Source organism: Salisediminibacterium beveridgei (assembly GCF_001721685.1).
Taxonomy (GTDB): Bacteria; Bacillota; Bacilli; order Bacillales; family Salisediminibacteriaceae; genus Salisediminibacterium; species Salisediminibacterium beveridgei.
Genome location: NZ_CP012502.1, coordinates 621,185 through 647,006, shown reverse-complemented (window position 1 = coordinate 647,006; position 25,822 = coordinate 621,185). Strand labels below are relative to the sequence as shown.

Genomic DNA, 25,822 nt, shown 5'->3' with positions numbered 1-25,822 from the left:
GAAGCCCTCCTCTGTTGTATCATCTGTCCACTTACTTTTTGCTTTTCTTTTTGGTTGTTCCTTTATTCGACTTGCCTTTCGATTTAGGTGACGGATCGTCGAGGTACCTGGCTTCTGCCAGCCCGTTTTTCCGCCGGTAATAGATCAGGGCAAGCGCACCAATAATCAGCGCCGCAGATAAAAGCATCGCCGTTGGAATGCCAAAGAAGAGCAGCTGATCTGTTCGCATGTATTCAATGATGAATCGTCCCACAGAGTACCAGATCACATACGACATGAAGATTTCGCCCTGACGCAGATTCACTTTCCGCAAGTATAATAAAAACGCCACACCGAGCAGGTTCCAGATCGATTCATACAGGAAAGTCGGCTGGTAATACGCGCCGTTGATAAACATCTGATTAATGATAAATTCAGGCAAAAACAGATTCTCGAGGAACTGACGGCTCACTTCATGACCGTACACTTCCTGATTGACAAAGTTACCCCAGCGTCCGATAGCCTGTGCCAAAAGCACACTCGGGCCGGCGATATCAGCCAGTTTCCAGAATGAGTATCCCTTCTTTTTGGCAAACACCAACCCCGTAATCGTACCGGCAATGAGTCCGCCATGAATCGCGATACCGCCTTCCCATATAAAGAAGACGCTGACAGGGTTATCCGCAAACTGTTCCCAGCGGAAGATCACGTAGTATATCCTCGCGCCGATAATCCCCATCGGCAGCATCCAAAGCAGCAGATCTGCAATGAGATCATCCGGCAGGCCCCGTTTTTTGGCTTCGTGGTTCGCAAGTAGATACCCGAACAAGGCACCAAGGCCGATCAACAGGCCGTACCACTGAATCGTGAGCGGACCCAGTTCAAGAAACACGGGGTCCATGGGTTGTATTGATAAAAGCATCATTTGCACCTCTTTTTTTACAGTTTACGTAGATTTTAATACTGATGGACTCTGTTAAAAATCATCTCTGTCGCCGTCTTCGATTACACTGGAGAGCCGCTCGGAAAACTGTTCCGCCGCGTTAATCCCCATGCGTTTCAACCTGAAATTCATCGCAGCCACTTCAATAATGACCGCAAGGTTCCGGCCTGGACGAACAGGTACACTGATTTTCGGCAGATCCGTATCGAATATCCGTATGAAATCTTCATCCAGCCCGAGCCGGTCATACTGCTTTTTCTGATCCCATATTTCCAGATCAATCGTCATGCCAAGGCGCTTGTAGGAACGAACTGCACCGGCACCAAACAGGGTCATCACGTTGATGATGCCCAATCCGCGGATTTCAAGAAGATGCCGGATCAGTTCCGGCGAGGTACCGACCAGAACACCTGGGTGTTCCTGACGGATTTCCACCGAATCATCCGCGACGAGCCGGTGACCTCGCCTTACAAGGTCAAGTGCGGTTTCACTTTTCCCTACGCCACTCGAACCTGTAATCAGGACGCCAATACCATAGATATCAATCAGTACCCCGTGCATCGCCGTGATCGGCGCGAGGTGACTCTCCAGATACGTTGTCAGTAAACTCGATAAGCGCGTTGTTGTCAGCATCGACTGTAAAACGGGAACACCCACTTCATTCGCTGCGTTGAGCAGTGCATCCGGTGCATTCAATCCCCTTGAGAGGATGATCGCAGGTGTATCATATGTACACAGCCCCTGCATCCGGTCTTCTTGTTCTTCTGAACTCAGTTCATGGAAAAACGACATCTCCGTTTTTCCGAGCAGCTGAATCCGCTGCGCCGGGTAGTAGGTGAAATATCCAGCCATCTCCATGCCGGGTCGCGAAATGTCACTGGTCGTAATCGGTCTGAGCGATACATCGTCATTATCATTTAACAATTGCAGATCAAATTCTTTCATCAGTTCGTTCGCAGTAATATCTGCCATTAGTCTCCTCCTTCATTCCTTACACTTACAACACTCCTATTTTAGCATAAACCTTCCGGATTCGCCGGATGAAAAATCCCTTCCGTCCAGAAAGAAAAAAGGCAAGAGACGAAACGTCTCTTACCTTTTCGTAAACGGATCAACGAGAAACGACTGAATCAAAGCCGTCAACAGCGAAATGATAATCGCAGCGACGATCGCCCAGCCAAAGCCATCGATCTGAAAATGATCCCCCATGATCGCCGAGGTGAGCATCAGGGTGATCGCATTAACAACAAATAAGAACAGGCCGAGCGTAATGATTGTGATCGGTAATGTCAACACCAGGAGGATCGGTTTCACGATCATATTCACCACGGCAAGAATAAATGCAGCAAGGACCGCATAGCCAAATCCGTTAACATCAATTGCCTGAAAAAAATGGGCGACAATCATTAACGCCGCAGCATTGACAACCAGTTGTATAATCCAGCCCATCAGCTTAGACCTCCCCTTCCATCGGGATGGTCAAAACGGCAATCACATAACCGACACTCACCAGAAAGAAGGATGGGAAAAGCAGGATCAAGCACACTAATCGAATGATGGTCGGATCAATATTAAAATACTCTCCAATCCCGCCACATACACCTGCGATTCTCCTGTTTTCGATCGAACGCGTCAATTTCTTCATTTTATCTTCATCCTTTCGTTGCTCCGACCTCAGTCAATAACTCCTCAGGACCGGGCAGTAACCGATCCGGTATGGGATTCTGCTTCGATATAGTAATTCGGTTCCACGTGTTTATTGGCAATAAACGTGATTTTCTTGCTGCCGAATTCTTTTTTTTCTTCGAGAATATTGCATGCCGGCAACTCATTTCGGATCGCGCCGACTGCTGTTCTGAACTCACCTTCTGTTCGCAGGCTTTCATGGATTTTCGCCTGAATGCTTCCAGTGGATGTCTTCAGATAGGCCCGGCCGCGGTTAGGTGCGGCCACGTGGAGATAGATCGTCCCGTTCAACGTTTCCGCATCGAAATCGCCGCCGATCGTCGTAACGTCAACCGTTCCGTTGATTGTTTTCACATCCGTCTGATCCACGTTCAGCTGATCAATCTTGACGGAGCCGTTTGCGGTCTCCAGTTTGGCGTACTCACCTTTCAGTTCACTTACATGAATCTTGCCATTGATGGTCTTCACTTCCACCTTCCGGCAACTCAACGGCTCACTCTTGATGTGCCCGTTGAAGGTGTAGAGCTTGATTTTCATCAGTTCCGCTCTTGGCACGTGAATTTTTGTGTCCACTTTCATCGTTTTTCGATTGACTACATATTTCAAGAGACCATCCCGAACACGGAAATCCACTTCATCGAGAAATGCTTTTCTGGCTTCTTCCGCATCCTTCACCCGATAGACCTTGACGTGATTCTCCACCTTGACGTAGTCATCGTCTGTCGGGATAAACGTGATGCTGCCATTTTCAATGTGTACATCCACTTTTTCAATCGCGGATACGTGATGCTGAAAGATGTGCTCCACTTCCACAGCACTACCGAAATTGAAATCCAGATCCAGGTCCTTTACTTTATGAAACGCATCGTCCAGAAAATCGGTGAATTTGGATGCAAAACTTCTGAACTTGTCTTCCGTCCCGCTGAAATCCCGGCGTTCTTCCCATTTGACGTCCTTCGACGGATAGTGATTCTCCCGGCTTTTTCCATCTTCTTTGGCCCGTTCATTGGCCTCTTGACGGATATCCGCTTTTTTCTCCGGAGACTCCTTCAATGCTTTGAGTAATTCCAGTCCCTCTTCTGCACTGACTTTGCCGTCTTCAATCATCTTTAAAATCATCTTTTGTTCTTCCTGCATGATTCATTCCCTCCTCAGGATATCATCACTTTTCAGCTTCCACCTACAGTATAACAAGGAGACTCTCATGTTGTCGTAAGGCCGCAGTCGAGAAAGAGCTAAGACCAGGGACGTAGATCACGGAGAGCTACCTGGCTGCTTTCTTCTGAATGCGCTCTTCCATACGTTTACGTTCCCGCTCAAGGACAGGTTTCAAATACTTCCCTGTGTACGAACCACTCACTTCCGCCACCGTTTCAGGCGTCCCTTCAGCAACGAGGCTCCCGCCTTTATCGCCGCCTTCAGGACCCAGGTCAATGATATAATCCGCTGTCTTAATAACATCCAGATTGTGCTCAATCACAAGCACGGTGTCTCCGTTCTCCACGAGTCGCTGCAAGACGTGGAGCAAGCGGTCGATGTCATGAACATGCAGGCCGGTCGTCGGCTCGTCGAGGATATACAGACTCTTGCCCGTTGAGCGCCGGTGCAACTGGCTGGCCAGTTTCACCCGTTGCGCTTCACCGCCGGAGAGGGTCGTGGACGGCTGACCCAGTTTCATGTAACCGAGCCCCACATCGAAGAGCGTATCGATTTTCCGCTTGATGCGCGGGATGTTCTCAAAAAAGGTCATCGCATCTTCCACGGTCATCTCCAATACTTCCGCAATGTTTTTGCCTTTATAGAGAACTTCCAGGGTATCCCGGTTATAACGTTTCCCGTCGCACTCCTCACACGGAACGTAGACATCAGGCAGAAAGTGCATTTCGATTTTGATGATACCGTCACCGCGGCAGGCTTCACAGCGCCCGCCTTTTACATTGAAGCTGAAACGGCCCTTCTTGTAACCTCTCACTTTCGCTTCATTTGTCATCGCGTAAACATCCCGGATATGGTCAAACACGCCGATGTATGTGGCGGGATTCGACCTTGGGGTCCTTCCGATCGGTGACTGGTCAATGTCCACCACTTTATCGAGTAAATCCATGTTTTTGATCTGTTTATGCTTACCCGGCTTGTCTTTGGCGACGGTGAGCCGCTGGGCCAGGGATTTGAAGAGGATGTCGTTAATCAGCGTACTCTTTCCCGATCCGGACACCCCGGTGACGGTCAGGAAAACACCGAGCGGGATTTCCACCGTCTCTTGTTTCAGGTTGTTCGCCGCTGCTCCTTCGATGATCAGTTTCCGGTCTGTGACAGGCCGGCGCTTCAATGGCAGCGGGATGAACCGTTTTCCCGAGAGGTATTCGCCGGTTAAGGAGCCCTTTGTCGCCATCACTTCTTCCGGTGTTCCGGTGGCACAGATTTCTCCACCGTGAACGCCTGCACCCGGTCCTACGTCAATCAGATGATCGGCTGCGAGCATCGTATCTTCATCATGCTCAACGACGATCAGGGTATTGCCCAAATCCCGCATCCGTTTTAACGTCTCGATCAACCGGTGATTGTCCCGTTGATGCAGACCGATCGACGGTTCATCCAGAATATAGAGTACGCCCATTAATGAAGAACCGATTTGCGTTGCGAGGCGGATCCGCTGCGCTTCACCGCCGGAGAGGGTTCCCGCTGATCGGGACAATGTCAAATACTCCAATCCGACATTGACCAAAAAGCCGAGCCGTTCATGAATTTCATGCAAAATCATCCTTGCGATGGTCATGTCCTTTTCGGACAGTTCCAAGTCACTGAAAAAAACTTTCGCTTCCTGAATGGACTGCTGGGTCACCTCTCCAATATGCCGTCCGGCGACTTTAACAGACAAGGCCTCGGGGGACAATCGCCGCCCGTGACACTTTGGACAGGCATGTTCGGCCATATAACTTTCCATTTGTTCACGAATGTAATCCGAGGACGTTTCATGGTAACGGCGGGCGATATTTTGCATTACGCCCTCAAAAAACATTTCTTTTTCCCTGACTTTTCCGAACTCATTCTCGTAGCGGAAGATGAATGATTCTTCACGGTTGCCGTTCATAATCAGGTTCAGGTGGTCCTCTGGCAGCTCATTGACCGGAATCGTCATATCAATCCCGAAATGATCACAAACCGATGCGAGAAGTGACGGATAGTAGTTTGAACTGGTCGGCTTCCAGGCGAGGATCGCATCATCAGAGAGACTCAGGTTTCGGTTCGGAATCACCAGCTCCTCGTCCACCTCCAGACGCATACCGAGTCCGTCGCAACTGTCACAGGCGCCGAATGGACTGTTAAACGAAAACATTCTTGGTTCCAGTTCACCAACGGAAAATCCGCAGTGCGGACAGGCGTGGCGCTGGCTGAAGAGCAGTTCTTCATCATCGATGACATCGACAATCACCTGGCCGTCTCCCAGTTTCAAAGCGGTTTCGATGGAGTCGGTCAAGCGCGAACGAATGCCGTCTTTGATGACAATCCGGTCGATGACCACTTCGATATTATGTTTTTGATTCTTATTGAGATCCAGCTCATCTGTCGCTGCCGCTTCCATCATCTCGCCGTTCACACGAATGCGGACATAGCCTGCTTTTTTCAATTCTTCAAGCTGCTTTTTATGCTGCCCTTTGCGACCGGCGATCACCGGGGCAAGGATCTGCAGCTTCGTGCGGTCCGGATAGTCGAGTACCTGATCCACCATATTCGGAACCGTCTGTGACGAGATTTCAATGCCGTGCTTTGGACAGACCGGTCGACCGACACGGGCATAAAGCAGACGCAGGTAGTCGTAGATCTCCGTCACGGTCCCCACCGTCGAGCGCGGGTTTCGGCTCGTCGTTTTTTGATCGATGGAAATCGCCGGAGAGAGGCCTTCGATGGCATCCACATCCGGTTTGTCCATCTGACCGAGGAACTGCCTCGCATAGGCGGACAGTGATTCCACGTAGCGTCTTTGTCCTTCAGCATAGATCGTATCAAACGCGAGGGATGATTTCCCTGAGCCGGACAGGCCGGTCATGACCACCAGCTGATCCCGCGGTATGGTCACATCAATATTTTTCAGGTTATGAGAGCGTGCTCCCTTGACTTTCAGATTTTCCAGTGCCATGCATGATTCATCCTTCCGCTTTCAATTCCATTACGATATCTCTCAGCTCCGCAGCCCGCTCGAATTCCAGCTCCTTCGCTGCTTCCTTCATTTCTTTTTCCATCCGTTCGATGACTTTTTCACGGTCTTTCTTACTCATCTTCTGATCCGGTGCTTTCGTGAAGGCTTCGAATGCCTCATCTTCTCCGGCGGTACGTGTCGCCTGAATCAGCTCCGGAATTGCTTTTTGGATCGTAGCCGGCGTGATGCCGTATTTATCGTTGTGTGCCTTTTGAATCGTGCGACGGCGTTCGGTTTCCTTGATCGCAACGTCCATGGACCTGGTGATCTTGTTGGCATACATCACCACGTGCCCGTTAGCATTCCGCGCAGCCCGCCCCATCGTCTGGATCAGGGAACGCTCTGCTCTCAGGAATCCTTCTTTATCGGCATCCAGAATCGCAACAAGGGAGACTTCCGGGATATCGAGCCCTTCTCTGAGCAGGTTGATCCCGATCAAGGCATCGAACTCCCCTTTTCGAAGGTCCCGAATGATCTGGATCCGCTCCAGGGTCTTGATATCCGAGTGCAGGTATTTGACCCGGATCCCTACTTCTTTCAGATAGTCCGTCAGATCCTCGGACATTTTCTTCGTTAACGTGGTGACGAGTACCCGTTCACTTCGTTCAGAACGGATGCGGATTTCTTCAATTAAATCATCGATTTGCCCTTCAATCGGCCGTACGTCAATTGTCGGATCCAACAGTCCCGTCGGACGGATGATCTGTTCCACCATTTCCGGATTTTTTTCGAGTTCGTACGGGCCTGGCGTCGCTGAGATAAAGAGTGCCTGATGGACATGGTCCTCAAACTCCTCAAATTTAAGCGGACGGTTATCTTTGGCTGATGGCAGACGGAACCCATGATCCACCAGCACCTGCTTTCTCGCCTGGTCCCCGTTATACATCCCCCGCACCTGCGGGAGGGTCACGTGCGATTCATCCACAACGATCAGGAAATCATCGGGAAAATAGTCCATCAACGTATAAGGCGTCGCTCCGGGTTCCCGGAAGGTCAAATGCCTGGAATAGTTTTCGATCCCGGAGCAGTACCCCATCTCGAGCATCATCTCGATATCATAGCGTGTGCGCTGTTCGAGGCGCTGGGCTTCGAGCAGTTTGTTCTCGTCATTGAGCTTCTTCAATGTCTCTTCAAGCTCCGCTTCGATGTTGACGATCGCACGTTTTAATTTTTCTTCACGGGTCACGAAGTGAGATGCCGGGAAGATTGCCACGTGCTCGCGTTCCCCGAGCACTTCACCGGTGAGGGCGTCGACTTCGGTGATCCGGTCGATTTCATCCCCGAAAAACTCAACGCGTACGCAGTGCTCATCCCGTGAAGCCGGGAAGATTTCCACAACGTCGCCTCTGACCCGGAACGTTCCCCGGGTAAAATTAATATCATTTCGTTCATACTGCACGTCAACGAGCTGGCGTAACAGCTGATTGCGGTCCCGCTCCATCCCTGTACGAAGAGACACGACCAGATCCCGGTAATCTTCCGGTGAACCGAGGCCGTAGATGCACGACACACTGGCCACGATCAATACATCGTTACGTTCAAACAGTGCACTGGTGGCCGAATGCCGCAGTTTATCAATTTCATCGTTGATACTCGCATCCTTTTCAATGTACGTATCTGAATGTGGAATATACGCTTCCGGCTGATAGTAATCATAGTAGCTGACAAAATATTCGACCCGGTTATTCGGGAAGAACTCCTTAAACTCACTGTACAACTGACCAGCGAGCGTTTTATTGTGGGCAATGACCAGGGTTGGCCGGTTAATCTCTTTTACAACATTCGACACCGTAAAGGTTTTCCCGGTCCCGGTTGCCCCTAAAAGCGTCTGGTAGGTTTCTTTATTCTCAATGCCTGTCACGAGCTGTCTGATGGCATTCGGCTGATCACCGGCAGGTTCATAGGCTGATACCAGTTCAAATTTTTCCATCGTTTCCACACCCATTTAACACACTCCTCCGTCGATCCAATTCCCTCATTTACAGCTTTCTATGCACAGATTATCCGATTCTGTTTATTATAGCAAATATACGCGTTGATAAGAACGTACATTCTGATTTTAACCAGAGAAAAACCGGCGAGTGCAGCGCCCGCCGGGAGTAAACATTGTTATTCTTCTTGATCGCCGCCATCGGAACGTCTTCGTTTCACCGACGGTTCTTGACGGTTCATTTCCTTGAATTCCTTATAAAACTCGGAAAGACCTGCAGCCTGACCATATGCACCACCTGATTTAAACGTGGTTTGCTCATCAGGCTTTTCCACATGTTCAGTCCGTTGCGATGCCTCTTCAGCACGTGCTTCATCATGGACGAGCACTTCATTTCGCTCGATTTCAACCGGCATTTCCGGGTTCGCCTTTTTTTCAATAAGCGGTTGGATATCCTTCAGATAAACGACCGACGAATCATCATAAATGCCTGGTCCCGCGTAGCCCGCCTGCGTGTTTTGAAGCATCTTTGGCGGAAGTGCGGCCGGTTCGGTCTCTTTTGACAACTGCGTTTCGATACTGGAACGGTCACTGCCAATGACGGCAGCTGAACGAAGAGCCCGGTAGGATAAATTACCGAATTCATCATCAGGGACAAACATGAAGCCCCGCAGATAATGGTCTTTATGGGTCACCGAGGCTTGCGTGATCCGCAACTCGCCGTCTTCATCCAGCACCTCAAGCTTACAATAGGCAGGGTTTGTCTGCAGGGCATCGTAGAATTCCCGCTGTGAGGCAACCGGTCGTTTATTGACTTTGACGATGACTTCACCAATTTCAACACCCATTTTTTCCGCAATGGATCCCGGCAGTATACCGAGTATTTTCAAGCCATCCTCGCGCCTTGAAAACATGCTTAATTTACGTTTGTCTGCTGCTTCATAGGCGATGAAAATCAAAAGCCGGCCAATGATCAGAAGAATCGGCAGCAGCCAGATCAGTTCCTCCATCCAGAATGCTCCGGTTGCGATACCCAGACTCACAACAGCAAGGAAAACGAGACGGTTTGCGGCTTTTTTGGTACCTGCTTTCACGTATTCCCCGTGAACTCTCAGGTGATGACCGAGCATCACCGGTATGATCACAAACCCGAATGCACTGACAGACATAGCGTCTTGTGCCAGGGGCCAATAATCCGTCAGAGCCAAGCTGCCGAGAGGAAACAGGACCACCACGGGCATGAACCACAATCTCCGGGCTAAATGTTCGCCTACTTTCTTACCTCTTGAGCTGGTCACCACTCTTGGAGACGACATCCGATGCCCGTCGACTTTCACAAGCAGTGCCTCAGCAAAAAATAATACGCTGATTAAAACCGCTAAGTGCCATGGATCAAAAGCCGCGGCCTGGCCGAGCCAGTCATCCACGAACGTGACGCCCGTTCCACCACCCGGTATCCAGGGCAAAACCAGTAATGTCAGGCCGCCTGCGATGGTCGCACTCATCCACCTCGGATTCCCGAACAACAGGAACGGCAGCCAGATCACAGCAAGTAATGCAATCACACCTGCAGGAATGGTAACCCCGACACCGACAAGCACAACCGAGACCAAGAGCCCTGCCAGAAGTGCTGCCGGCAGAGGGTGTGTAACCTGTTCCGAGATTTTAAAGAGTCTTGTATGGAAATCCTGCCGCTGCCGTTTCACAATCCGCCATGCGCCGAACATGGCGATGACGATAAACAGATATGTATAAGGGTGCATCAGGAAACGTCCTGCACCGTAAATCAGTTCCAAGCCTGCGTCCTGCAATACGACCAACCTCCCCGTTCTTCATGAAAAAACTTTCTATCTCTGTGAAAATACTTCTATCCTTTATTGTAATCGAATTCCAGTGAAATGATAAGTGCGAATTGACGGAAAAATGATTTTCTATTGTAAAAGAAGAACCGGACGGTTATCGTCCGGTTCTTGAAACCTTGAATCAGTTTTCTGTCAACACTTCGATGGCGCGATCAAACTGCGCATCATTTTCACGATCACGGACCTGTTCAATCAAGAGCTCCTGTAAACGATCCGCCGTCTCTTCGCCAATCGTTCCCGTTACCTCGATGTCTTCAGCTGATTGAAATGCTTCAACTGCTTCCACCGTTCCTTCATCAAAATAACCGTCGTCGCGGCCCGGATTGTATCCGACTGCCTCGAGCATGATTTGTGCATTGCTGATATACTCATTATTCATGTCGAGTGACAGCGTTTCGTCGGTATTGATTGGCGATACATAAAAGTACTCGGGCTGCGATACTTCCACCGTCGGTTGCACGCCAACTTCGTTCACATCGTTACCGTCGGATGTGAGCCAGCGCAACATGGTCAGCTTCAGTTCACTGCCATCGCCAAGGGGAATCGTCTGCTGGACAGTGCCTTTTCCGAAGGTCGACTCACCAACAACCTCATGCCCTCCGGCTTCCTTCAGAGCAGCGGCAAGAATTTCTGAAGCCGAAGCGCTTCCTTCATCCGTGATTACCGCCATCGGGTAGTCTTTCTCCTCCTCGAGATTGGAAATCGTCCTGCTTCGTTCTCCGTCCCGGCCTTCAAACTGGAGAATCGGTGATCCGCCAGGGATCAGCAGGTTTCCAATCTCCTCGACACTCTGCAGGTAACCGCCTGGATTCCCTCTGACATCGATCAGAAGACTGTCGATCCCTTCGCTCTCAAGAGCTGTCAACTCTTCTTCGAAGCGTTCCGCTGTATTTTCAGAAAAAGATGTCACTTCCAGGTAACCAATGCGCTGTCCTTCTTCTTCCAGGAGTTCACTGTGCACGGTTTCAACTGGAATTTCATCTCGGACCACATCAATATCAAGCGGGTCCGAAACACCTGGTCTTTCAATTGTTAACGTCACCGTCGTTCCTTTCTCACCGCGGATATCAAGGACAGCTTCGTAAAGCGATAACCCCTCGATATCCTCTCCGTCAATCGCAACGATCTGATCATTCGGCCGAAGGCCTGCATCTTCAGCAGGGGAGTCTCTGAATGGTGCCACAATTGTCACCACACCGTTAACCATACTCACTTCAGCACCGATGCCTTCGAACGATGAGTCCAGTGACTCCGAAAATTCTGCTGCCGTATCCGCATCCATGTAAACCGAATAAGGATCATCCAGTGTTTCCAGCATGCCGTTTACTGCACCTTCAATCAGCTTATCCTGGTCCGGTTCATCCACATAACGATCCAGCAGGAGGTTATAGGTTTGCGCTATTTTTTCCATTTCCTCTTCCAGATCACCCAGGTCTGCTGCTTGCTGATTTTCGAGTTCTTCCATCACAATCTCGTTGATCTCTTCTTCTGAAAGATCCTGTGCTGCAGGTTCTTCCTCTGTCAGCAATTCCATCGTCACAAGCGTTCCGATCGATCCTATCATCACTGCCAATACAAACGCCAACGGCAGGAACAGTTTTTTATTTCCCATCTTTTACACCTCTTCATTTTTGGAATTCCCTTTTTCCTTTTAACTATATTCATTCTATCAGAGGTACAGAAAATAAGAAAGAAACCTCATCCGGAATATAAACGGATGAGGTTTCGATCGATTAATTCAAATAACCCATTGGATTCACAGCTGAACTGCTGCCGCTGTAACCGCCAGGATGGACTTCAAAGTGAAGGTGAACACCTGTGGAGGTTCCGGTTGTCCCCATGGTTCCAATGACCTGTCCACGGCTGACACGCTGTCCTTTTGATACATTTGAGCCTGAAAGATGGGCATATAATGTTGTCACAGATGAGCCGTTAACGACATGGGAAACGGTAATGGTATTGCCATACCCACCGAACCAGCCTGAAGAAATCACGGTCCCGGATTCTGCAGCGTAAATATTACGACCCCCGTCTCTTCCGAAATCAGTGCCGGCATGGAGCCGCTGTCCCCCATGGACCGGATGCGTCCGCATTCCAAAGTGAGACGTAACACGCCCATCTGCCGGTCTGTGGAAGATGCCGCCTGATGCTGCAGGTGCCGAATTCCCACCGGAATTACTGCTATCGGTCTGGTTGTTCGATGATGATTCCTGGGCAGCTTCTTCAGCCGCGGCTTCTTCTGCGGCTGCTTGCCGGGCCGCCTCTGCAGCGGCTTCTTCTGCGGCTGCCTCTTCTGCAGCTGCCTGCTCGGCTGCCCGTCGAGCTGCTTCTTCCTCTTTACGTCGCTGCTCTTCCGCTTCTTTGCGGCGACGTTCCTCTTCTGCCTTTTCCCATTCGGCAAGTTCCTGCTCGGCTGCCTGCGTTTGGGCAATCAGAAATTCTTCTTTCTCATCAAGCGAAATCAATTCCTCTTCAAGTACATAGCCCATGTCCGCTAATTCTTCGAGGTAGCCATCTTTCTCTGCGGACTGCGCCTCTAAATTAGCACGCAACGTTTCCAGATCGGTCATCTGTTCTTCAAGAAAAGCGAGTTCAGATTCAAGGTCCTCTTTTGCGATTTCCACCGCTTCCATATCGGCAACATGCTCATCAAGGATATTTTGGTCCTGCTGAGCGATCGAATTCAGCGCTGAAATTCTTTCGATTAAATCCCCGAAGTTTTGTGCTCCGAGAATGACTTCTATGTAATTAATGGAGCCCCCATTTTGATACATCTGTCTCACGCGCTCTTTTAACAGTTCATCCCGGTCCGAGATCCGTTCTTCAAGCTCCCGGATCTGTTCCTCAAGATCAGCTACGCGGTCCATCGTCAGGTCGATCTCTTCTTGTTTGGCATCGATTTGACGATTTGTAGAAGCCATCTCATCATCCAATCGCTGGAGTTCTGCTTCCACGTCACTCATTTCGGACTGGACTTCCTCGAGTTCAGCCTCTCTTTCTTGCTGTTCTTCAAGTGTTTCTTCCCGTTCTTCCTCTAATCCCTCAATTTCTTCTTCGAGTTCTTCTCCCTCATTGGCATGGACCGACGAAAAAACTGCGGTCAAGACGAGGACGAAGATCAGAAGAAACAGAGGGAGACTGAATACCCTGGACATCAGCAGCCCCCCTTTTCTCTCTCTGGTAACTTGATCATGATACGTTATACTTTCAGGAACTTACGAACACTCATCAGACTGCCCCAGACTCCTACCGTCGCCCCGATGATTAACAGCAAGGCAGACGTTTGAAAGGCAAGTGGATAGGTAGACAGAAAATCAAAGAATTCAAGCCCTGTATTTTGTCCCATCGCTGTATAAAACTGGTCATACCCATAGGATAATACAACGATCGGTACAATGGAACCGAAAACGCCTAATAACAAGCCTTCAATGAAAAACGGCCAGCGAATAAAGGCGTTGGTTGCCCCAACCAGCTTCATGATCTGAATTTCCCGTTTTCGTGCGATAATGGTGATCTTAATCGTGTTGGCGATCAGAAATACGGCAGTGAAAATCAGTCCGAATATCAGAACGATCCCAACAATACGGACGAAATCCGTAGCAGAGAAGAGCTGTTCAAAAATATCCTGACCATATTCAACGCCTTCAACGTGGTTCAACTCTTCAATTTGTCCTGCCAGCAGATCGGTTTCTGCAGGATTTTCAGCACGGATAACGAAAACATCATTCAAAGGATTTTCGTCACGCAGCCCCTGGAAGTAAGCCCCCTGTTCACCAAGGCTGTCCAGAAATTGTTCGAGTCCTTCATCTCGAGGGACATAAGCAATCTCATCAATCCCTGAGAGAGAGTCCATTTCTTCAAGAAGGATCTCCTGATCGGTTTCAGACGCTGTCCGTTCCACAAAGGCCCGGATTTCAACATCATCTTCAAGTGAATTTGCAAAATGATTGATATTAAAAATAAGCAGGGTGAATGCGCCTACCACCATCAGCATCACTGCCACCGCACTGATGGAAGCAAAGGTCATCCAGCCGTTTCGTATAATATTCTTACCGCCTTCTTTTGCATGGCGTCCCAGTGTTCTAACTTTCATACCCGTAGGTCCCCCTAACCTCATCTCTGCCTATTCGACCATTTTCGACAGCGATAACACGCTTGCGCATCGCATTCACAATGTCCCGATTGTGTGTCGCCATAACAACGGTCGTTCCCCGGTCATTAATTTCTTCGAGGATGTGCATGATTTCCCAAGACGTATCCGGATCAAGATTTCCTGTCGGTTCATCCGCAATCATAACTGACGGACTGTTCACAACCGCACGGGCAATGGCCACACGCTGCTGTTCCCCGCCTGATAATTCATGGGGATAGAACCTCGCCTTGTTTTTCAACCGGACAATGTCCAGAACATTCATTACCCGCTTACGGATATTGGCCTTCGATTCTTCGATAACTTCCATGGCAAACGCAACATTTTCAAATACCGTCAGATTCGGCAACAGTTTGAAATCCTGAAACACGACGCCGATATTTCTTCTGACATAAGGAATATGACGCTCTTTCGTTTGCGACAATGCCTTGTTATTTATATATATTTCACCTTTTGTCGGTTTTTCTTCTCTGTACATCATTTTAATGAAGGTGGATTTACCTGCACCACTGGGACCAACGACATAGACAAACTCGCCTTTTTCAATGTTGATCGTGATGCCATTGACGGCCATAACGCCGTTCGGGTAGGTTTTCCAAACATCCTGCATCTGAATCAAGTTAATCACTTCCCATTTATTCTCGAATTTTATTCAATCGCACTTCAACGTTTATTATATCATCATTTTTCGACATAAAAAGATAAATTTCATTACATTTGTGTTTCAGATCATTACACGCGGACATAAACACAAAAAATGGATTGATTCAGAACCACTGTGCGGCTCATTTCAGAATCAATCCACTTTCATTTCTTATGTCGCTATAGTGTTGTGTTCAACCCATTCCTTTACTGTTCTGACACCCAGGCTGCAACGTTCTCTGCGTCTTCCCCGGTTAGAATATTACTGGGCATACTTCCGGGTCCGTTTTCAATCGCGTCCATGACTTCATCGTAACTAAGACCTTGGATGGACGGATTCGAACCACTGCCGGCCAGGTCGCCACCGTGACAGGTTTGGCAATTCCCGACGTACAATTCTTCTCCTTCTGCGAGATCGTAATCTCCGGACGCTTCTTCCGCGTTATTGGTATTGTTTGCCGGTGCTTCGTTCTCCATCTCCGTATTGTCATTCCCGCCACAGGCGCCCAAAATAAAAGCGGTTCCCAACAATGCCATCATGTACTTCTTCATACAAAATCCCCCTTAATTTCACAGTACAACTTTATTCCTTGCCCTTTCATTATAACCCATTTACGGTTTTTTGAAACCTTCACCAAGAACTTCCGACGTATTACTCACAATGACGAAGGCATTTGGGTCAATGGTCTGTATGACACGCTTCAGTCCTGTGACTTCATTACGTCCCACCACGCACATCAGGACAGAACGCTCCTCATCCGTGTAACCACCGAAACCTGTGAGTTTTGTGACTCCCCGGTCCACCTTCGTCAGGAGCCCCTGCTTCACTTCTTCTTCGTAATCGGAAATGATCATGACCATTTTCGAATAGCCAAATCCGACCTGCACAAGATCGATCGTCTTCCCGGTTGTAAACAGTCCGATCAGCGCATACAGTGCAAATTCAAACCCGAATACCGCGGCACTTGCCGTCACGACGAGACCGTCCATGAAAAAAACGCAAACCCCGAGAGACATACCGGTATATTTGTGGACAATCTGCGCTGCAAGATCAGTTCCTCCAGTCGATGAATTGGAGCGGAAAACAATGCCAAGACCGAGTCCTACACCAATGCCACCGAAAATGGCTGCCAATAAAGGATCCATTGTGGCCGCTTCCCAGTCCCGGGTCAAATAGACGACAAACGGCAGGAATACTGTGCCGACCAGTGTTTTTGTACCATAGAGCAGCCCTCCGCGGAAACTGCCTCCCAATAGAAGGACACCGGCCACAAAGAGCGGGATGTTCAAAGCCCATTGGACAAACGCCGGTTCAAAACCGAAAACGTGAAGCGTGATCGTTGAAATACCTGATACCCCTCCAGAAGCAATCTGGTTCGGCAAAAGAAAAATATTAAACGCAATCGCCACGATAGCCGAACCCAAAACGACATGGGCAAATTCATACATGACTTGTAAGACCGGAGGAAGCGGCTTTCGCGCCCGTTTCCGGTTAAATTCTTTCATCATTACGACGTCACCTGCCAGCTCATTCTATGTAAATCCTTCCGTAGTATATCACTGCCTATACAGGCTGTAAACGCGAGCGGAGCACCGCTTTAACAGGATGAAGTTATCGTTGTTGAAATGGGGTTTGGCCTGAGTCCCGTGGTTCTGTGGATAAACCGAGGCCAATCGCAAAAAATGCACCGAGGAATCAACACCCTTTCCAGTAGTGTCAATATGAAATTCAGTTGCTGAACCCGCTTTATTTGCCCGCTCTTCGTTCACATCTATTGTGTTTTACGCCAAATTGGGCTCAGCGGACACATTTGGCCACACGAGTCCGTTTATTTCGCCAAAACCCCATTCTGTAAAGAAAACTTGACTTATCGCCAAGAAGGTGGCGAAAGCTTTCGTTGCACTTATACTTTATTTCTTTAACAAACTTAACCATTCCCAACAAGTACAAAGGAGAGCCCTCGGGAATCGCTTCTCCCGGGGCTCTCAAATGTCTGAAACTTATTCGATTTGTGAACGCAGATAGGCGTCAATAAACGGCATCAGATCACCGTCCATCACCCCTTGTACATTTCCTGTTTCCTTATCGGTGCGGTGATCTTTCACCATGTTGTAAGGATGGAAGACATAGGAGCGGATTTGTGAACCCCAGCCGATTTCCGACTGTTCACCGCGGATTTCGTCCGCTTCCCGCTGCTGGCGTTCAATTTCCAGCTGGAATAGTTTCGACTTCAGCATCTTCATCGCTTTTTCACGGTTCTTAATCTGCGAGCGTTCAGACTGACAGCTGACAACCGTATTGGTCGAAAGGTGCGTCAGTCGAACGGCTGAATCGGTCGTATTGACGTGCTGACCACCGGCACCGCTGGAGCGGAACGTATCCACTCTCAGTTCATCGGGTTTCACGTCAATCTCGATGTCTTCGTTCAGTTCCGGCATCACGTCACAAGAAGCGAAAGACGTATGGCGCCGTCCCGAAGAATCAAAAGGTGAGATCCGGACGAGACGATGAACGCCCTTTTCCGCTTTCAGATGGCCATAAGCGTTATGCCCGGTAATCTGCAGGGTTACACTTTTTACACCAGCCTCATCGCCGGGGAGATAATCGAGGGTCTCGACTTTATAATTCATCTGCTCAGAAAAACGGGTGTACATCCGAAGGAGCAGCGATACCCAGTCCTGTGATTCGGTTCCACCGGCACCCGGATGAAGTTCAAGGATCGCATTGTTGGCATCATATGGGCCACTTAACAGCATTTGCAGCTCGAATTGATTCAGCTTCTGTTGCAATGTCTTGATACCGCTCTCCAGGTCTGCCATCATTTCCGGGTCCTTCTCTTCTTCCAGAAGCCCGAATTGCACTTCGAGATCTTCGTGCTCTTTTTCCATGTCACGGTAGCTGTGTGCATACTCTTTTAATGCATTGGTTTCACCGATGACCTTCTGGGCTTCTTCCTGATTGTCCCAAAAAGTCGGATCTGCCATGCGGTCTTCCAGGGATGCGATTTGGGCCTCTTTTTCTTCGAGGTCAAAGAGACCCCCTGAAGTCCGCTAATCGCTTAGCCATATTGTGTATCTCTGTTTTCATTTCATTCATTTCCATGAATGTCACTCTCCTCTGAATTGTCTACTCGTATCAATTCCTGCCATGGCAGTTTTTATATTTCTTACCGGAACCGCAAGGACATGGCTCATTTCTGCCCACTTCTTCCTCTTTCACGTACGGTTTTTTCTGACCTTGCTGCTGTTGCTGCTGTGCTTCTTGCGGATTGGCGCTCGCCGCGGCTGCAGACTGATGGACCGCCTGACTCTCTTCAGCCACCTGTTTTCGTTCGAGATTGGTTCGGATTTGTGCTTTCATCGCATAACGGGTGACCTCATCCTCAATGCTTGCCACCATTTCCTCAAACATTTCAAATCCTTCGAACTTGTATTCACGCAGCGGGTCGATCTGTCCATAGGCACGGAGATGAATGCCCTGGCGCAGCTGTTCCATCTGGTCGATGTGACTGGTCCATTTTGTATCCACTGTGCGCAGCAGAATGACGCGCTCGAATTCCCGCATCGTTTTAGATGTGAATTGTTCCTCGCGGCGATCATATTCACGCTGCACCTTCTCCATCACGGTTTCTTCGATTTCTTCTCCCTCAAGTCCAGTGACTTCTTCGAGCGTCACTTCTTCTTCTGTGAACAACATCTGATTGAGCTGCTCGACCATTCCTTCAAGGTTCCAGTCTTCAGGTACTTCCTCTTCCGGCGCATAAAGAGCTACGATCCGGGACACAGAAGATTCCACCATTTGCTCAACAACAGGGCGCAGGTTGTCTGATTCAAGGACTTCCATGCGCTGTTCATAGATCACATCACGCTGTTCACGCATGACATCGTCATATTGCAACAGCTGTTTACGGGCATCGAAGTTATTTCCTTCCACTCGCTTTTGCGCCTGTTCCACAGCACGGGACACCATCTTGCTCTCAATCGGCTGGTCTTCGTCCATGCCGAGTCGTTCCATCATCTTCGTCATGTTCTCAGAACCGAAACGCCGCATGAGCGGGTCATCGAGTGAGAGGCAGAAGCGGGATTCACCCGGATCCCCTTGACGTCCCGAACGCCCGCGGAGCTGATTGTCAATCCGGCGGGATTCATGACGTTCAGTACCGAGGACGAATAAACCGCCGAGCTCAACAACCCCGTCGCCAAGCTTAATGTCGGTACCACGGCCTGCCATGTTGGTGGCGATCGTAACGGCCCCTTTTTGCCCTGCGTTGGCAATGATATCTGCTTCTTTCGCATGATTCTTTGCGTTCAGCACTTCATGAGGGACTTTATGCTTTTTCAGCATTTTGGAAATCAGTTCGGACGTATCCACATTCACTGTACCAACAAGGACAGGCTGTCCTTTTTCATTCAGTTCTTTGATCAGCTCAACAATCGCTTTATACTTCCCGTCCATCGTTTTGTAGACGAGATCCGCACGGTCATCACGAATGATCTCTTCATTTGTTGGAACCGCATAGACATTCATATTATAGATGTTTGTAAACTCTTCTTCCTCCGTCTTCGCTGTACCCGTCATCCCGGCAAGCTTTTCGTACATGCGGAAGAAGTTCTGGAACGTAATCGATGCAAGGGTCATACTTTCGCGCTTGATTTCGAGACCTTCCTTCGCTTCGATCGCCTGATGGAGGCCATCACCGAAGCGGCGCCCTTTCATCAGACGTCCGGTAAACTGATCAATAATGACCACTTGACCGTCTTCGACCACATAGTCTTCATCACGAACCATCGTCATATGTGCCTTTAAAGCCTGGTTGATGTTGTGATTTAACTGCACATGCTCAGAGTCGAAGAGGTTCTCGATGTTAAACACACGCTCCGCACGGTTGACGCCTTCTTCTGTCAGCTGCACGTTATTGGTCTTTTCATCGTAAACGTAATCTTTCTCATCTTTCAGCATACGTGCAAATGAATTCGCCGCGGTATACAGTTCACTCTGGCGCTGGGCTGTTCCGGATATAATCAGCGGCGTCCGGGCTTCATCAATGAGGATGGAGTCCACTTCATCGACGATTGCGAAATGAAGTTTACGCTGGACCATCTCTTCTTTATGCGCAACCATGTTGTCACGAAGGTAGTCAAATCCAAATTCATTATTCGTTCCGTACGTCACATCCGCAAGGTAGGCGTCACGCTTCTCTTCTTTCGTCATTCCGGAAACATTCAGTCCGACGGTCAACCCAAGGAAATTATAAATCTTGCCCATATCGTGTGCGTCACGTTTCGCGAGGTATTCGTTCACTGTCACGACGTGCGCTCCTTTACCGGTAATCGCGTTCAAATACACCGGCATGGTGGCAACGAGGGTCTTCCCTTCACCCGTCTTCATCTCGGCAATGTCGCCTTTGTTCAAGACGATCCCGCCCAGGATCTGTACCGGGAAGTGGGTCATTCCTGTGACACGGGCAGATGCTTCACGTACGACAGCAAAGGCTTCCGGCAACAGGTCATCCACTTTTTCACCATTTTGGTACCGCTCTTTAAATTCATCGGTCTTTTTCTTTAAATCTTCGTCACTTAACAGCTTGTATTCTTCATGATAACTTTCTACTGCTCTCTTATCGCGTTCCAGTTTTTTTAAGTATCGACCATCTGAATCGCCAATGACTTTTTTCAGTAATTCGAGCATTGGACATGACTCCCTTATTTCATATTCTCGTTTTTAACGCTACTCTTGATTTTATCAGTTTGTCTGCATGCTTACAAGAATCGGTTCAATAAAACCATTTCAAGTGGGAAATATCCGTCATCATGCCTTGAATCTGTCGAAGACTGTCGATATACTGAAGCTGTCACACGCTCAATTGACCAGTAAAACGAAAAGGAGGCCAACGTACATGCTCAGTGTGACGAAAGTACTGAATAATAATGTCGTCATCGCCAACCACGAGGCGTACGAAGAAGTGGTGCTTATTGGCAAAGGGCTTGGATTCGGGAAAAAGCCCGGGGACGAGATTGCCGGAACCCAGGCGGAAAAATTTTTTGTCTTAAAGGATCAGGCAGAACAGGAACAGTATATGAGCCTGCTTGAATACGTGGAGGAGGACTTCATCGGGGTTATGAATGAGTTCATCGATAAACTCGAAGACCGCTTTGGTGCGAGACTGAACGAACACATTCACGTCGGCCTCACCGACCACCTGCATTTCGCCGTCAAGCGGATTCAGCAAGGGCAGGGGATCAATAACCCGTTCCTGCAGGAAACCGAACTTGCCTATCCGCAGGAATATGCCGTAGCAACTGAATTGACCGAATGGTTTGGTCATCAAGTCGGTGTCCGGATCCCGGCTGGCGAAATCGGCTTTATTACACTTCATATCCACAGTGCCCTGACGAATCGGAATCTTGCGGAAGTGAACCGGCATACCCAGATGGTCGGGGAACTGGTCGACATCATCGAGGAGAACCTCGCCATGCAGATCGATCGCAGGGATATGAATTACTTGCGACTTGTCAGGCACTTGCATCACGCGATTGAACGGATTCAGTTTGAGAACTATGTGGAGAATCAGGATGCTCTGAAAGATGTCTTGCAACAACAGTACCCTGTCTGCTACAACCTGTCGTGGAAATTGATGAAAGTGATGCAACGCCGGCTGAAAAAAGCTGTACCGGATGCAGAAGCCGTTTATCTGACGCTTCATTTGCAAAGAATTGTTGACAACGTTCGCAAGATCAATTAATATGATTACGAAATCAATTGAAACACGCTTTCTTTTTCCGTGTTACTGGTTATGCAGGCATGAGAGAAAAGGATCGCAGTAAACCTGACCCGCAGTGGACGCACTGTACGGGACGTCGGGAGAGCTGTATCTTTTTCCCTCATGCCTTTTTGTTTGCATTTTTCCGGAATACGGCCTGATACACTGATGCCGCAGGGATCACCCTGCATGAGGCCTCGCATCTTGTATGACAAACGAAAGCCACCCAAATTACAAAACAGGAGGAACACACTGATGAAAAACGCATTTGGTATTTTACAAAAAGTCGGTCGCTCATTGATGCTTCCAGTGGCACTTCTCCCGGCAGCAGGGATTCTGCTCGCCTTCGGTGACGCCATGCAAAACCCGGACATGATCGCCCGTTTTGCTTTTCTTGATTCCAACATCATCGCCCTGATTGCTGAAATGATGCAGGCTTCCGGGGATATCGTCTTCGCCAACCTGCCGCTCTTATTCGCTGTTGGTGTTGCCATCGGGCTCTCTGACGGGGACGGTGTCGCCGGTCTCGCTGCGATTATCGGTTACCTGATCATGAATGTCACGATGAGTGTCATCGGCGGCATTGACGCTTCGGCCATTGAAGGCAGCCCGGATCTGGCCAACGTGCTCGGTATACCAACCCTTCAGACAGGGGTATTCGGCGGAATCATCGCCGGTCTGATGGGTGCGTATATGTACAACCGGTTTTATAACATTGAACTACCCTCTTACCTCGGTTTCTTTGCCGGAAAGCGTTTCGTTCCCATCGTCACGGCTGCTACCGCGATTTTGCTCGGTGTTGCCATGCACCTCGTCTGGCCGTTTGCCCAGGACGGGCTTAATAACCTGGCGTATTTCATGACGGAAGCCAATCGGACATTGTCCACGTTCATTTTCGGTGTCATTGAACGTGCGTTGATTCCGTTCGGTCTGCACCACATTTTCTATTCACCGTTCTGGTTTGAATTCGGTTCGTATACAAATGCCGCAGGCGAAGTGATCCGCGGGGACCAGCAGATCTTCTTTAACCAGATCCGCGACGGTGCCGAGGTTACTGCCGGTGCCTACATGACCGGTAAATTCCCGTTCATGATGTTTGGTCTCCCTGCTGCAGCACTTGCGATTTATCACTGTGCACGTCCTGAGAACAAAAAAGTCGTTGCCGGTATCATGAGTTCAGCGGCATTGACGTCCTTTTTGACAGGGATCACTGAACCGATTGAGTTCTCTTTCCTGTTTGTTGCGCCGTTGTTGTTCGGTATTCACACGATCTTTGCCGGCTTATCGTTCATGACCATGCACCTTCTCGATGTACAGATCGGGATGACGTTCTCCGGCGGTGTCATTGACTTCTTCTTGTACGGCATCCTGCCTGGGCGCACCGAATGGTGGCTCGTCATTCCTGTCGGTCTCGTCTTTGCTGTCATCTATTACTTCGGGTTCCGATTCGCGATTACGAAATTCAACCTGATGACACCAGGTCGCGAAAAGGATAACGGTAACGGATCTTCCGCAAAAGCAAGCGGAGGAAACACAGAACTGCCGTATGAAGTGTTGAAGGCGATGGGCGGAAAAGAGAACATCACCTATCTAGACGCTTGCATCACACGTCTGCGTATGGCCGTCGATGACACAGACCAAGTCGATAAAGAACGTCTGAAACAGCTTGGCGCATCCGGCGTGATGGTCATTGATAAAAACATTCAGGCGATTTTCGGTCCCCGTTCTGAAACGATTAAAGGACAGATGCGCGACATCATCAACGGGAAATCCCCGTCTGAATACGAAGATCCCAACGTTTCAACTGCTCCTTCCCAAGTTGAATCGAGCCTTGATCTGGCAATGCCTCTCGAAGGGACTCTTGTCAGCCTGGACACTGTTCCAGATAAAATGTTCTCAGAAAAAATGATGGGCGACGGTTTTGCCATTGAACCGACAGACGGCCTCGTTGTTTCTCCGGTAAAAGGTGAAGTCGTCAACCTGTTCCCGACGATGCACGCGGTCGGTCTTCTCGCAGAAGACGGAACGGAAGTGCTTGTTCATATCGGTGTAGACACCGTAAATATGAAGGGAGACGGTTTTGAAGCCTTCGTTTCACAAGGTGACAAGGTGGAAGTTGGCGATGAACTGATCCGTTTCGACCTCGACAAAGTCAAGCGTGAAGCGAAAGCTGCAACAACGCCTGTTATCTTTACGAATCTCGCAGAACAAAAAACAGTCACGATCACAAAAGAAGGTGCAGTCACCCGTACCGAAACAGGAAGAATAACGATTTCGTAACAGACAAAAGGGTCTGAGCAAAGCGCTCAGGCCCTTTTTCCGTTTCCGATTCACGGTTTTGCATTCGCCGTGGCAGCCATTAGTTCACACGGATGTCTGAATGATTGGCAAAGGCCCCGGATAATTGACTGAATCAAAAAGCATGAACCTGAAAGCACCCCTGGACAAAAGTCCAGGGGTGCAGTTGGTTTCGCTTTAGTTGGGTTTACCCTTCCGGTTCGATCAGGCCGTATTTGCCATCACTTCTTCGGTAGACAACGCTTGTAATCCCGCTGATCGCGTCCGAGAAGACAAAGAAACTGTGGCCGAGCATATCCATTTGCAAAATCGCTTCCTCGGCATCCATCGGCTTCAGATCAAAGCGCTTTGTGCGCACGATCTCGAGCTCATCATCGGATATCTCTTCTTCCGCAAGTGGCTCCAGCTCATTTTTGAACATATACTTCAAGCTGTCTTCCCCACGGAATTTTCGGTTCACTTTCGTTTTATGCTTACGGATCTGTCGCTCTAGCTTTTCAATGACCAGATCAATCGCGGCGTACATATCCGCATGTTTCTCTTCTGCTCGAAGGAGTAATTTAGGCATTGGTATGGTGATTTCCACCTTTTGTTCGGTATTCAGAACACTCATCTTCACATGGACATCGGAAGACGGAGTCGTTTCAAAATACTTCTCAAGTTTACCCACCTTTTTTTCTACGTAGTCTTTCAATGCTGAAGTAACTTCCAGGTTTTCGCCTCGAATATTAAAATTCATAGACAAATTCCTCCTTTCGGGTATGTATATATGTTTCGTCATTCCCACATCGATCTCCTGCTAAAACCAAAAAATCTTTTTTGATTTTCACAAACTTATCTGTGCTCAGATGAATCGGATTTTACTGCCATGTCTGTCGTGACAAAAGCATGGGCCGATTCAATGTACCCACCTTTCACAGAAGTTGAAATTCCCATTCGGGTAACGAAAGCCTTCGTTGTACTTACACTTCAATCCCTTAGCGAACGTAATCAATCCTGTGAAATTTGATAAAAACCCGTTTCCATTAATCTGAAAACGGGTTAAACGCGCTTGACGTTTTGGCATCTCATTATTTTATAACGTGTACTCAGACTTTGACGACATTGGATGCTTGAGGTCCTCTTGCGCCTTCAACAATTTCGAACTCTACGTGCTGTCCTTCATCCAGTGATTTGAAGCCCTCCTGGTCAATTGCTGAGTAGTGAACGAAGACATCTTCTCCATCTTCCCGCTCGATAAATCCGAATCCTTTTTCTGCATTAAACCATTTGACTTTTCCCTGCATGGTGTGAACAATCCCTTCGTTATAAAATCTGATACCCCCAAGTTATACTGGGCGTAGTCTAACTCAAATATACCAATTGGAAGCGCT

20 protein-coding genes are annotated in these 25,822 nt (G+C 48.9%); 2 read left to right on the top strand and 18 right to left on the bottom strand.

The window, feature by feature from the left end:
* Positions 1 to 31: 31 nt before the first annotated feature.
* From lgt to secA, 16 genes are all read right to left on the bottom strand, one after another.
* A complete protein-coding gene (gene lgt, locus BBEV_RS02800) occupies positions 32 to 901 on the bottom strand; it encodes a prolipoprotein diacylglyceryl transferase (protein WP_069364086.1) in 870 nt (289 codons plus the stop codon).
* 54 nt (positions 902 to 955) lie between these two features.
* Complete coding sequence (gene hprK, locus BBEV_RS02795) at positions 956 to 1,867, bottom strand: HPr(Ser) kinase/phosphatase (RefSeq protein WP_407690258.1); 912 nt, start codon at positions 1,865 to 1,867, stop codon at positions 956 to 958.
* 147 nt (positions 1,868 to 2,014) lie between these two features.
* Positions 2,015 to 2,371 (bottom strand): phage holin family protein, encoded by a 357-nt coding sequence (locus tag BBEV_RS02790; RefSeq protein WP_069364084.1) that lies wholly within the window; start codon positions 2,369 to 2,371, stop codon positions 2,015 to 2,017.
* Between the two features lie 4 nt (positions 2,372 to 2,375).
* Positions 2,376 to 2,567, bottom strand: a complete 192-nt coding sequence (locus BBEV_RS02785) for a PspC domain-containing protein (RefSeq protein ID WP_069364083.1) — start codon at positions 2,565 to 2,567, stop codon at positions 2,376 to 2,378.
* 44 nt (positions 2,568 to 2,611) lie between these two features.
* A complete protein-coding gene (locus BBEV_RS02780) occupies positions 2,612 to 3,745 on the bottom strand; it encodes a DUF4097 family beta strand repeat-containing protein (protein ID WP_069364082.1) in 1,134 nt (377 codons plus the stop codon).
* A gap of 127 nt (positions 3,746 to 3,872) precedes the next feature.
* Positions 3,873 to 6,746, bottom strand: coding sequence for an excinuclease ABC subunit UvrA (uvrA, locus tag BBEV_RS02775; protein ID WP_069364081.1), 2,874 nt, complete (start codon positions 6,744 to 6,746; stop codon positions 3,873 to 3,875).
* 7 nt (positions 6,747 to 6,753) lie between these two features.
* Complete coding sequence (gene uvrB, locus BBEV_RS02770) at positions 6,754 to 8,751, bottom strand: excinuclease ABC subunit UvrB (protein WP_069364080.1); 1,998 nt, start codon at positions 8,749 to 8,751, stop codon at positions 6,754 to 6,756.
* A gap of 164 nt (positions 8,752 to 8,915) precedes the next feature.
* A complete protein-coding gene (locus BBEV_RS02765; protein WP_069364079.1) occupies positions 8,916 to 10,547 on the bottom strand; it encodes a PDZ domain-containing protein in 1,632 nt (543 codons plus the stop codon).
* 172 nt (positions 10,548 to 10,719) lie between these two features.
* Positions 10,720 to 12,210, bottom strand: coding sequence for a S41 family peptidase (locus tag BBEV_RS02760; protein WP_069364078.1), 1,491 nt, complete (start codon positions 12,208 to 12,210; stop codon positions 10,720 to 10,722).
* Positions 12,211 to 12,331: 121 nt separating this feature from the next.
* Positions 12,332 to 13,753: a murein hydrolase activator EnvC family protein gene (locus tag BBEV_RS02755; RefSeq protein WP_069364077.1), complete on the bottom strand. Its 1,422-nt coding sequence runs from the start codon at positions 13,751 to 13,753 to the stop codon at positions 12,332 to 12,334.
* A gap of 44 nt (positions 13,754 to 13,797) precedes the next feature.
* Complete coding sequence (ftsX, locus tag BBEV_RS02750) at positions 13,798 to 14,691, bottom strand: permease-like cell division protein FtsX (protein WP_069364076.1); 894 nt, start codon at positions 14,689 to 14,691, stop codon at positions 13,798 to 13,800.
* Positions 14,681 to 15,367 carry a cell division ATP-binding protein FtsE gene (gene ftsE / locus BBEV_RS02745; RefSeq protein WP_069364075.1) on the bottom strand — a complete coding sequence of 229 codons (687 nt, stop codon included), beginning with the start codon at positions 15,365 to 15,367 and terminating at the stop codon, positions 14,681 to 14,683. Before ftsE ends, ftsX begins: the two co-directional genes overlap by 11 nt.
* Before the next feature lie 230 nt (positions 15,368 to 15,597).
* Complete coding sequence (locus BBEV_RS02740; protein WP_069364074.1) at positions 15,598 to 15,942, bottom strand: c-type cytochrome; 345 nt, start codon at positions 15,940 to 15,942, stop codon at positions 15,598 to 15,600.
* Between the two features lie 60 nt (positions 15,943 to 16,002).
* On the bottom strand, positions 16,003 to 16,899 hold the full coding sequence (locus BBEV_RS02735) for a YitT family protein (protein WP_069364073.1): 897 nt from the start codon (positions 16,897 to 16,899) through the stop codon (positions 16,003 to 16,005).
* A gap of 492 nt (positions 16,900 to 17,391) precedes the next feature.
* Positions 17,392 to 18,493 (bottom strand): peptide chain release factor 2 gene (prfB, locus tag BBEV_RS02730; protein ID WP_157100911.1). Its coding sequence is split into 2 segments (ribosomal slippage): positions 17,392 to 18,420 and positions 18,422 to 18,493, totalling 1,101 coding nucleotides; the frame shifts between segments, so codons are not numbered across the junction.
* Between the two features lie 33 nt (positions 18,494 to 18,526).
* Entirely contained in the window at positions 18,527 to 21,079 is a 2,553-nt protein-coding gene (secA, locus tag BBEV_RS02725) for a preprotein translocase subunit SecA (RefSeq protein ID WP_069364071.1), read from the bottom strand.
* A gap of 208 nt (positions 21,080 to 21,287) precedes the next feature.
* Between secA and glcT the strand changes: the two genes are divergently transcribed.
* A complete protein-coding gene (gene glcT, locus BBEV_RS02720) occupies positions 21,288 to 22,133 on the top strand; it encodes a glucose PTS transporter transcription antiterminator GlcT (protein WP_069364070.1) in 846 nt (281 codons plus the stop codon).
* Positions 22,134 to 22,406: 273 nt separating this feature from the next.
* Complete coding sequence (ptsG, locus tag BBEV_RS02710; RefSeq protein WP_069364068.1) at positions 22,407 to 24,431, top strand: glucose-specific PTS transporter subunit IIBC; 2,025 nt, start codon at positions 22,407 to 22,409, stop codon at positions 24,429 to 24,431.
* A 205-nt stretch (positions 24,432 to 24,636) separates the two neighbouring features.
* On the opposite strand, the gene hpf is transcribed toward ptsG, so the two are convergent.
* Both hpf and BBEV_RS02700 read right to left on the bottom strand, forming a co-directional pair.
* Positions 24,637 to 25,188 carry a ribosome hibernation-promoting factor, HPF/YfiA family gene (hpf, locus tag BBEV_RS02705; RefSeq protein ID WP_069364067.1) on the bottom strand — a complete coding sequence of 184 codons (552 nt, stop codon included), beginning with the start codon at positions 25,186 to 25,188 and terminating at the stop codon, positions 24,637 to 24,639.
* A gap of 349 nt (positions 25,189 to 25,537) precedes the next feature.
* The gene (locus tag BBEV_RS02700; RefSeq protein WP_069364066.1) at positions 25,538 to 25,735 is read right to left on the bottom strand and encodes a cold shock domain-containing protein; all 198 of its coding nucleotides are present in this window, start codon (positions 25,733 to 25,735) and stop codon (positions 25,538 to 25,540) included.
* Positions 25,736 to 25,822 lie beyond the last annotated feature (87 nt).